This window comes from Chelativorans sp. M5D2P16 (assembly GCF_034427935.1).
In the GTDB taxonomy this organism is placed as follows: domain Bacteria; phylum Pseudomonadota; class Alphaproteobacteria; order Rhizobiales; family Rhizobiaceae; genus Chelativorans.
In genome coordinates, this window is sequence record NZ_JAXQNM010000007.1 from 1 (window position 1) to 9,863 (window position 9,863).

At 61.5% G+C, this 9,863-nt stretch carries 8 protein-coding genes and 1 pseudogene; 4 read left to right on the forward strand and 5 right to left on the reverse strand.

What is annotated here, in order from left to right; all coding sequences use genetic code 11:
* On the forward strand, positions 1–233 hold a 233-nt coding region (locus SIN08_RS02915), incomplete at its 5' end, for a hypothetical protein (RefSeq protein WP_322450015.1).
* A 755-nt stretch (positions 234–988) separates the two neighbouring features.
* Here SIN08_RS02915 and SIN08_RS02920 read toward each other — a convergent pair.
* Positions 989–2,023 (reverse strand): AraC family transcriptional regulator, encoded by a 1,035-nt coding sequence (locus tag SIN08_RS02920; protein WP_322450016.1) that lies wholly within the window; start codon positions 2,021–2,023, stop codon positions 989–991.
* A 142-nt stretch (positions 2,024–2,165) separates the two neighbouring features.
* Between SIN08_RS02920 and SIN08_RS02925 the strand changes: the two genes are divergently transcribed.
* A complete protein-coding gene (locus tag SIN08_RS02925; protein WP_322450022.1) occupies positions 2,166–3,224 on the forward strand; it encodes an alpha/beta hydrolase family protein in 1,059 nt (352 codons plus the stop codon).
* A 394-nt stretch (positions 3,225–3,618) separates the two neighbouring features.
* Here SIN08_RS02925 and SIN08_RS02930 read toward each other — a convergent pair whose 3' ends face one another.
* The 3 genes from SIN08_RS02930 to fabD form a co-directional block, all read right to left on the reverse strand.
* Positions 3,619–4,323, reverse strand: a complete 705-nt coding sequence (locus SIN08_RS02930) for an IS6 family transposase (RefSeq protein ID WP_322450017.1) — start codon at positions 4,321–4,323, stop codon at positions 3,619–3,621.
* Positions 4,324–4,506: 183 nt separating this feature from the next.
* A complete protein-coding gene (locus SIN08_RS02935; protein WP_322450018.1) occupies positions 4,507–5,679 on the reverse strand; it encodes a M24 family metallopeptidase in 1,173 nt (390 codons plus the stop codon).
* A gap of 53 nt (positions 5,680–5,732) precedes the next feature.
* Positions 5,733–6,698, reverse strand: coding sequence for an ACP S-malonyltransferase (gene fabD / locus SIN08_RS02940; protein WP_322450019.1), 966 nt, complete (start codon positions 6,696–6,698; stop codon positions 5,733–5,735).
* Between the two features lie 496 nt (positions 6,699–7,194).
* On the opposite strand from fabD, the pseudogene SIN08_RS02945 reads away from it, so the two are divergent.
* Positions 7,195–7,740: pseudogene (locus SIN08_RS02945) on the forward strand (transposase); the annotation flags it as partial.
* 110 nt (positions 7,741–7,850) lie between these two features.
* Here the strand turns inward: SIN08_RS02945 and SIN08_RS02950 are convergent.
* Positions 7,851–8,417 (reverse strand): TetR/AcrR family transcriptional regulator, encoded by a 567-nt coding sequence (locus tag SIN08_RS02950; RefSeq protein ID WP_322450021.1) that lies wholly within the window; start codon positions 8,415–8,417, stop codon positions 7,851–7,853.
* Between the two features lie 126 nt (positions 8,418–8,543).
* Between SIN08_RS02950 and SIN08_RS02955 the strand changes: the two genes are divergently transcribed.
* Entirely contained in the window at positions 8,544–9,731 is a 1,188-nt protein-coding gene (locus SIN08_RS02955) for an MFS transporter (protein WP_322449400.1), read from the forward strand.
* Positions 9,732–9,863 lie beyond the last annotated feature (132 nt).

The following is a 9,863-nucleotide window of genomic DNA, read 5'->3' on the forward strand; positions in this document are numbered from 1 at the left end:
GGGGCCGTCTACTGACCGTCCGGTTCTGGCCAAAAACTGAGCAAGCCGCCGTTCGGCTGACGACCCCGTTGCAGACGTTCGCGCTTCGCCGCCCGAATGACGGCTTCGAAAGCTTTATAGCGGTCGCACAGGCGCCACGCAAACGACAGTCAACCTGCTTCTATGGTTTACAGTTGGCGGTGGCAGCAGTTCATCGTGGACCCCATAATAAGATAGCGCTAAAGAGCATCTGACCCGCACCAAACAGGAGCCTAGCCATGCTGATCTGGAGTCTTAAACGTGGGCTACGCTCCGGCACGATAGAGACGTGGATTGCAAGCCTTGTCGCTCTCATGGCTGTCACTTCGAGCGCGGCGGCCAAGATTGATGGCTTAGATTGTCACTTCACAAAAGTCTGCGTTGGAGAGACTTGTGAGGCTCTCGATAACGCGCCAATGCGCCTTCGTTTGATTGGCTTGGGTGACGACTCGGACCCCATAGCGGTCACCCTTGCCGACGCCCGTCTCCTTCGGGGGGCCTCCTATTGACGAAGGTGAGGACGTGTCGACTTTGTTCGGTGATTATGAACCGGGGTCGTACTCTACCGTTCAGGAAATGGGAACATGGATCAACTATGATGATAATCCCCGTCGTGAGATTATCATCACCTTTAGTGAGGCAGTTCATCTCGCTGTCACTCCGGGCGATGTAGACAATGCAGTACTGACAAAAGAAGGACGAGGGCTAATGGCCTTTCTTGGTACGTCCAGAACCATAGGCACGTGCGAGGGGGTGAACCTCGGCCGATGACGCCCTATTACGCGGGTGTAGCTATCGGATCTGCAACTGTCCGCTTGACCGCCATTCCCGATCGATCATGAGAACGTCCGCAATCCACCCCACATTGCCGTTTATGGCCAATTCAGGTTCCGGGCCGGAGGCGGACGGTCGGCTTTTAGGATGTTGCCATCGATAAGCGGCCACTTCCGTTCACGGACCCTTTGCAGCCTTAAACGTCAGATGATTGTGATGGCCGGTTTTTCTCGCGCCAAGAGGCCGGGCTCAGAGACGTAACCCGTCGGAACTCACGATTGAAGTTCGACTTCGTCTGAAAGCCAGATTCAAACATCGCTGTGGTCACCGACATATCGGTCTCCCGGAGCAGCCGGCAGGCTTCGGCAATTCGAAATTCGTTGATGTATTGGGAAACATTCTTGCCCGCGCGCCGGTTGACAGCGCCAGATATCTGCCGCGCCGGTATGCCCGCGCGCCGCGCCAGTCGCGACAATGTCAGGTTTTCGTCGCGAGACAGCTTCTGGTCGACCAACAGACGATCTATCCGGTCGAGAACTTCACGATCTTGCTTTGCCACGGATGAAGCTTGCGCCATGTCCGATGCAGGTGCGGGGAGCGCCTGCGCGCGCGCTGCGACGAACGCCGTAAGACCTATGAGAAGCAGGCCGAGAAGATTTCCATTGCTCACGATGAAAGCGACATTTGCCCCTTTGTTCCATTCGAAGTCCATCAGAATCGCGAAATCGAAAAAGGCCGACAGACAGAGCGATGCGGCAGCAATGACGAGAGCGCGATGTGCCGCAACGGCGCTGTCGAAACGCGCCTCGTCCAGGGCGTCAGGACCGCTGCGGCCAAGGTTCAGCACCGCCAGTGCATATCCGACGAAGAGCAAGATCAAGGCTGCGTCGATCAGCTCCGGGGCCAGCAGCAGCAGCACGAGGATACCGAACGGCGGAGCGGCATGAAACCAACGGACGCTGCCATCCTCTGAAACGTCGGGCTGAATCAAACTGCGAAAACTTGCAAGCACCAGAGGCGGGAGGCAGCTCGCCAGCACTGGCAGCAAGTATCGCAGTTCCGCGATATCGTAACCCCAGCGCAATCCGACGGCGGCCGATTGCAAAATGCACAAGCCGATAAGAGCGAGGAACGGCCGATTCCCTTTTGAGGACTCCTGGCTGCGCAGCACCACGGTGAGAAGGATCAGAAGCAGCAATGCGACGACGAACGGCAGCGGGATGAAAATCAAGGGCACGTCCTAAGAATGGTGGTCCAACGGGACGGTGATGACCCATATCGCGATTCAGGACGACCTGAATCGCGATCGAGGAAGCGCCGGGGCGCAGCATCTGCAATCCATCGCCGATCCATTGCAATCGAGCGAGATTACCATGAACCCCTTCCGCGTCCTCCCTGCCATCGCCCTCACCGTCGCATTCACTGTTCCCGGCCAAGCCGTCGAGATCGGTGTGCGCGAGATAGCCGTCGCCGCTCCCGAGCGCGGGCGGGATCTCGCGGTAGCCGTGTGGTATCCCGCCGAGGCTGGTGGCGAGCCCGTTCTCGTGGGCGACAATCAGGTATTCAAGGGCACGCCGGCGTCGATGAACGCGCCGTTCTCGAAAGGGCGTTTCCCGCTCATTGTGATGTCGCATGGCTCCGGCGGCCGCGTTCAAGGCATGAGTTGGCTCGCAGCGGAATTGGCCAAGGCGGGTTTTATCGTGGCGGGTCCCAATCATCCCGGAACCACCAGCGGAAACTCGACACCGGCCGATACACCCAAGCTGTGGGAGCGCACGCAAGATTTATCCGCCGTAATCGACACGATGACGGCCGATCCGCTTTGGCGCGATATCGTCGACCCTGGCAAGATCGGCGTCGTCGGTTTCTCGCTCGGCGGTTCCGCCGCCATGGAAATCGCCGGCGCCCGCGCAAATCTCGATGACTACGCCCGCTATTGCGACACCTACACGAAATGGGACTGCGCCTGGTTCGCTGGCGGCCGGGCGTACGTAAACGACGAAGCGGTAGAGGTCGACAAGGTCGATCTGCGTAAGATCGACAAGGCACGCTTTGAACAGTCGAACCTCGATCGCCGCATCAAATCAGCCGTTCTGGTCGATCCGGGCCTTGCGCAGGCCTATGACGAACAGAGCCTGAAGGAGATTGCCATTCCGATGAACTTCATCAATCTCGGCAGCACGGAGACAATCCCCTGGGCGGTGATTGCAGACAAGTTGGCGGCGCTCACCCCGCTTGGGACATATGCTTCCGTGGAAGACGCCGTTCACCTGAGCTTTCTGCCGGAATGCAAGGACGGCGCGGCAGAATTGCTGAAATCGCTGGGGGAGGTCGATCCAGTCTGCGAGGACGGCGGCAGCCGCTCGCGCGCAGACATCCATTCCGAGTTGATTAGCCTGATACTAGGCGCAGTGAAGAAAGATCTCTTGTAATCAAACACCGGCGACCGGCGTCCGCTCTACACACAAGCGAAGCCTTATATTGCTGTCCCAGTTGGGGCCGATTCCAGACGGTCCGGTTCTGGCCGGGAAATGAAGAAAGCCGCCGTTCGGCAGACGACCCCGTCTCTGCCATTCCCAGGACACTGACGTTCTCCCAAAAGCCGCCGTTCCTGGATGCCCAACTATCGGCGTGGTCGGGGCTGAGCTGCTACCCGTATTTGGATCATATCTGGCGCCCGCATTGTCCTTGGGGTTTACTGCAAGAGGGCCCGGGTTCGGTCGAGGGCGGCGGCAAGTCCGGTCAGCGAGATGGACAGGCTGACTGGCGATGTCACCTTAACTTGAATTCGGATACGCTGGTGACGTTCTGCCAGCGGAATTTATTTCAGGCCATGGTTCCCGCCACGGCTTTCCACTCCGCGATCGCTTGGAGGCGTTGAACGCGGCTTTGGAATTCGGAGCGTCGTGAACGGGGTGGAACGAAGAGATTTCGGAGGGCCGAGAAGACAGTGACGAAGCGTTGCAGACTTCCTGGTGATCGAAAGCGCTGCATCATTCGTTCTCGCTTTCGCAGCGGCACATGTGAATTCTCGGCGCGATTATTCAGGCCCTTATGCGATCGGTGTTCAATGTTCGGCATGACCTGACGGCGCGCAGCGCCATAGGAGCGCAACTTATCTGTGATCATCCGCTTCGGCGCGATACCCTGCTTCTTCAGAAGCCGGGTCAGCAATCGCTTGGCTGCTTTGGTGTTGCGGCGGCTTTGGACGATCTCGTCAAGCACATAACCGTCCTGGTCGACGGCGCGCCACAACCAGTGTTTTCTGCCGGCGATGGTGATGACCACTTCGTCCAGATGCCACACATCGTTCCGGCCGGGCCTCTTGTGGTGAAGGCGACGCGCATAGTCCGGACCGAACTTCGTTGTCCAACGGCGGATCGTTTCATAGGAGACGACAATGCCGCGCTCCAGCAGCATTTCCTCGACAAGTCGCAAGCTCAGCGGAAACCGATAATACAGCCACACAGCATGGGCGATGATCTGGGGTGGGAAGCGATGGCGCTTATAGCTGACTGGCGAGATGCACATGCGCGTGCGTCTATCGCGGCAGCTCCTCACAAGCCGTTACCGTGACATCGCCCAGCGAGGACCACTTTTCAGGGAGCAGACCAATCTCTGCAAAGGATAGTACATGGTCCACCCTCCGACTTAAACGGTGGCCTGGCCCGGAGCTGCTCGACGCACGAGCGGCGGAAAAATTCGCCTTGCCGTTCAGTCCTTTACGAACAGCTGGCGCGGGAAATCGCACAGCGGTTCGCTGCCGGTCTCGGTGACGCGGAACGTCTCCGAGATCTCGATGCCCCAGTCCTCGAGCCAGATTCCGGGGATCAGGTGTAGCGTCATGTTGGGCTCGAGTTCCGTGAGGTCGCCCGGGCGCAGGCTCATCGTATGCTCGCCCCAGTCGGGCGGGTAGTTAAGCCCGCACGAATAGCCGATGCGCGAATCTTTGACGAGACCGCTGCGGGCGATGGCGTGCCGCCACGCCGCCTCGACATCCTCGCAGCGCGCGCCGGGCCTGGCGGCGTCGAGCGCCGCCTGCACCCCCTCGACCACGAATTTGCCGGCGTCGACCAGTTTCTGCGGCGGTTTGCCTAGGAACATCGTGCGCGCCATCGGGCAGTGGTAGCGCAGCCGGCAGCCTGCGAGTTCCAGTATCGTCGCCTCGCCCTTGACGAAAGGCTGGTCGGTCCAGGTGAGATGGGGTGTCGACGTGCCCTCGCCGGTGGGCAACATGGGCACGATGGCGGTATAGTCGCCGCCGAATTCCTGGGTCCCGGCGATCTGCGCTCGGTAGATCTCGGCCACCGCGTCGCACTGGCGCACGCCGGGCTCGACCGCGCGGATGGCGGTGTCCATGACGCTATCCATGATACGTGCCGCCTGCCGCATGTACTCGATCTCGGCGGGCGACTTGATGGCGCGGACCCAGTTGACGAGCAGGTAGGCGTCCTGGAAACGGGCGTTGGGCAGCTTGCGCACCAGTGCGTCGTAGCTCGCGGCGGTGAAATAGTAGCTGTCCATCTCGACGCCAAGCACCTTGCCGTCCCAGCCGCGCTCGACTAGCACGTCGGCGACAAAGTCGAACGGATGCTTGTGCGGCGCCTGAACGTAGTCGTCCGGGTAGCCGATCACGCTTTCGCGCTTGAGGATGGTGGTCACGTGGGCGGCGCGCACGTCCATCTGGCGGCCGATCCACAGGGGCTCGCCCGCGTCGAGCGGCAGCACCACGACCTGGGGCACGTAGAACGACCAGCCGTCGTAACCGGTCAGGTAGTACATGTTGGCCGGGTCGGCGATCAGCAGGATGGCGATGCCGCGGGCGCGCATCCGCTCGCGCGTCCGCTCGATGCGGCCGGCGTATTCCTCCGGTGCGAAGGCTGCCATTGCTCACGCCTCACCTGGAGTCGCAGGGTGGCCGATGCGGACCGGCGCTGGCTTCACGGCGCTCTCTCCTGCGTCACGGCCGCGTCGAAATAGGCCTCCACGTCGCGCGGCGATCCCACGAAGCGCCCCTCGAGCGTCGGGTCAATCTGCTGCACCAGAGCGGTTAGGACGCTGGTCCCGCCGAGCTCGACCAGGAGGTCGACGCCCCGGTCGCGCATGAACTCGACGCTCTCGCGCCAGCGTACCGTCTCCGTGACCTGTTCGACCAGCCGCCGGCGGATGGCATCGGGCTGATCCTGCGGCGTCGCGGTGACGTTGGCGACGATGGGGAGGCGGGGTTCGACCAGCTCGATGTCCGCGAGCAGGCGCTCCACCGTCTCGGCGGCGGGCGCGGCGAGGGGGCTGTGGAACGGTAGCGAGACGGCCAGCCGAACGACGCGCTCGGCGCCGCGCGCCCGGGCTATGTTCTCCGCTCGGGCGACGGCGCCGGAATGTCCGCTGACCACCACCTGGGCGGGCGCGTTGTCGTTGGCGACCTGGCACACCTCATCGTCGCTCGCTGCCTCGGCGGCGACTTCGCGCACCTCGTCCAGGCTCAGGCCGATGATCGCGGCCATGGCGCCCTTGCCGGGCGGGGCCGCCTCCTGGATCGCGCGGCCGCGCGCCCGGACGAGGCGGACGGCGTCGGCGATCGGCAGCGCCCCGGCGGCGGTCAGGGCCGAGTATTCGCCCAGCGAATGCCCGGCGAAAAAGCGCGCCTGCTCGGTGAGGAGCGTGCCGAACCGCTCCTCGAGCACGCGCACCACCGCCATGCTTACGGTCAACTGTGCCGGCTGGGCGTTCTCGCTCAGCGTTAACTCCTCGTCGGGGCCTTCGAACATGAGCCGCGACAGCGGCTGGTTCAGCGCATCGTCCACCTCCTGGAAAACGTAGCGGGCGACCGGATAGGCCTCGGCAAGGCTCCGCCCCATACCCGCAGCCTGGGATCCCTGGCCGGGAAAAATAAAGGCTTGCGGCATGACCAAACTCCTCCAGCCTGAAGGGTTGAACGCGCGACGCGTCCCATCTTCGACAATAGGTTATCTGCAGACATAGTTCCAGTGGGACCCGCCTGGGCAATCGGGTGAGTTGGCGCGTGACATTTGGTGGCAGTGCTGAATCTGCGGGTTCCCAATTGCTTCGATTGGGAGGCTGCGATGACGGTGGTGAGCGGTGAAAACGATTGACGTGTCATGTGCGCGGCGGACCGGATTTGAGGTGAGAGCGGCGGTGCAAAATTCGACCACGGCGCGATGAATTTGCGCGGACGTGTTCGACTGGCGCGAACTTGACCTGGGCCGATACGATTGCGCCATTTCCAACCCGCCTTTCGGGCGCGTCAAGCGTCGGGGCAACGGCCCGCGTTACCGTGTCCCGGATTTCTGTCTCATCTTCGCTCCTGTGAAAGGCTACGATGAGCCAGAAATCCTCCCTTCTCAGTTAACGCCTATTTGTCCAACTGGTGCTGAAGCCGGACATTTGAAGGTGATCGGCTGGGGCTGGCTCTATTTGTCGACCATCCTCGACGACTTCTCGCGCTACATCATCGCCTGGAAGCTGTGTACGACCATGAAGGCGAGCGATGTCACCGACACGCTGACTATGGCGTTGCAGGCGTCGGGTTGCGATTCAGCCAAGGTGGTGCAGCTGCCGCGGCTGCTGTCCGACAATGGGCCGTGTTACGTCGCTGGCGACCTGGCTGATTGGCTTCACCAGCAAAACCTGGAACACACGCGCGGTTCACCCTGCCACCCTCAGACACAGGGAAAGATCGAGCGTTGGCATCAGACGCTCAAGAACCGCATCCTGCTCGAAAACTACTTCCTGCCAGGCGATCTCGAAACCCAGATCGCCGGCTTCGTCGACCACTACAACCACCGGCGCTACCATGAGAGCCTCGGCAACCTCACGCCGGCTGACGTCTACTCCGGACGTGGCCAAACCATCATCATGGAGAGAGAAAGGATCAAACGCGAAACCATCGAACAGCGGCGCCTGCTCCATCGCAAAACGGCCGCCTAATATGCTAACCCTGATGGGCCAGAGCCTCCTTTAAATCTGAGCGCCCGCTGTCCAGAAACCCCTGAAGACGGACAGTCCACGTTCAAAGATGAACTGACGGGTCACAAACGCTATCCGTTCGCCAACGCATCGTTCGACCGCCGCAGCATGCCTCGCGCGATTTCTTTGGCTTGTTGCATAGGTTGGTTCGTACGCTCGTGCAACGCGGTCACCGTCGCGCCGTCGATGAGCAGGACCAGTTGCGGGGCGAGCGTTTCGGCATCGCGGTAACCTGCGGCGACTAGACATTTTCCGAGGAATTCCGCCACGGCGCGCTTATGTTCTTTGGCGATCCGGAATACCGGACTGGCGGGGTCGGCGATCTCGGCCATTGCGTTGATGAATGCGCAACCGCGATAACCCGACCAGTCCGACCGTTCCGCGAGCGCATCGAAGACGGCCAGCGGATCCCCGCCGAGATCGCGGACGCGCGTTTCCAGCCACTCGCGGTACGCCCTATCGTGGCCGCGCAGCATGGTGACGACCAGATCATCCTTGCTGGCGAAGTGCCGGTAGAAAGAGGCGCGACCAACGCCCGAGACGGATAGAAGCCGCTCCAGACCCACGGCCTGAATGCCTTCCGCATAGAACAACTTCTCGGCAGTTTCGATCAAACGTTCACGTGCGCGTGTCGGCATCTACAGCGTCCTTGACAGATACGGAACCAATCAGTACCGAATGCATGAACGGAACTGATCGGTTCCAACTTATGAGATGCAAAGCGGCCCGTCCAGCCTTGGAGCGAGCGGGGGCAAGGAGCTGTCATGGATATGCGAGCCAAACCAGAAAATCTGACAGACGTTGACCCCCCTGGGCTCGGGCGAGTCACAGTCCTGGCCTTGGGCGTCTTCGCCGTGGGCACGGGCGAATTCGTCCTGGCTGGTCTGTTGCCCCTGCTGATGGAGTCGTTCGCTATCTCTGCGGCGAAGGCCGGCCAGATCATCACGGTTTTTGCCATGACCTGCGCGATTGCTGCGCCTTTGCTCACCACGCTGACGGCCTCCTGGCCGCGCCGGACGGTGCTCGTCGTAGCGACGGTGACCTATCTGATCGGTTCGGCTGGCACTGCCCTGGCATCCACCTATGCGCAGGTGCTGCTGGCGCAGATGGTAGCTGCGGTCGGCGTGGGGATGTTCATCCCCAATGCTTCCGTTACGGCGGCAGCACTCGTGCCGCAGAAGTTTCAGGGCCGTGCCATCGCCATCGTCGTTACCGGCTTCACCGCAGCTGTGTCGCTCGGCGCGCCGTTCGGCACTGCACTTGGCGGATTTGCCGGCTGGCGTACAACGATGTGGTTCACGGCCGCGCTCGCCCTCCCAGGGCTTTTCGGCGTGCTCGCCCTGGTGCCGAGGCACGTGCCGATCGAGACGCCCGAAACGCTGGCGGAACGGCTAGGCCCGCTTGCGAACCGGCGAGTGCTGGCGGTGATGGCGACGACGCTTATTGGCTTCACGGCGGTCTTCATTCCCTATACCTATGTCGGCGTCATCTTCGCTCCGGCAACGGCAGGAAGCAGTGTCGCACTGGCCGTCCTAATGTTCACGCTGGGCGTCGTCGGTACGATCGGGAACTTCGGCGCAGGCTTTCTCGCCGACAGGATCGGCGGCGCGCGGGTGGTTGCCATCGCTTTGGTCTGGCTCGCCGTCAGCACTGTCATCCTGCCATGGACGACGACACAGTACGGCGCTGCCGTCGCGACGATCGCCTTCTATGCACTGGCCGCCTTTGCCATTACTACACCGCAACAGCACCGGCTGATGTCGCTCAGGCCCGATGCCGCCGCCGTATTGATCTCGCTCAACCAGGCGATTCTCTACCTCGCCATCGCCATGTCGGGCGTGGTGGGCGCTGTCGGAATCCAGTGGGTCGGCGCACAGTATGTCAGCCTGATCGCCGCAACCCTGGCTATCATTGCCCTTGCTGTTTCACATCTGGCAGGACAAAAAGCATAAGTGGCTAATATCTCGACCTCCAGTGCCGTGTAGCCCGATACGCTTTGGAGATCGGCCTCGACGCTTACGTTAGGCCATATCTCGCCGATGATCCGCTGCACCATGGCTACACAACTGTCGCCGATTACCGCA

Excerpts from the sequence above, each read along its gene's own strand:
- fabD (WP_322450019.1), bottom strand. The coding sequence starts at position 6,698 with ATGCCGCAAGCCTTTATTTTTCCCGGCCAGGGATCCCAGGCTGCGGGT.
- SIN08_RS02955 (WP_322449400.1), top strand. The coding sequence starts at position 8,544 with ATGGATATGCGAGCCAAACCAGAAAATCTGACAGACGTTGACCCCCCT.
- SIN08_RS02950 (WP_322450021.1), bottom strand. The coding sequence starts at position 8,417 with ATGCCGACACGCGCACGTGAACGTTTGATCGAAACTGCCGAGAAGTTG.
- SIN08_RS02930 (WP_322450017.1), bottom strand. The coding sequence starts at position 4,323 with ATGTGCATCTCGCCAGTCAGCTATAAGCGCCATCGCTTCCCACCCCAG.
- SIN08_RS02935 (WP_322450018.1), bottom strand. The coding sequence starts at position 5,679 with ATGGCAGCCTTCGCACCGGAGGAATACGCCGGCCGCATCGAGCGGACG.
- SIN08_RS02925 (WP_322450022.1), top strand. The coding sequence starts at position 2,166 with ATGAACCCCTTCCGCGTCCTCCCTGCCATCGCCCTCACCGTCGCATTC.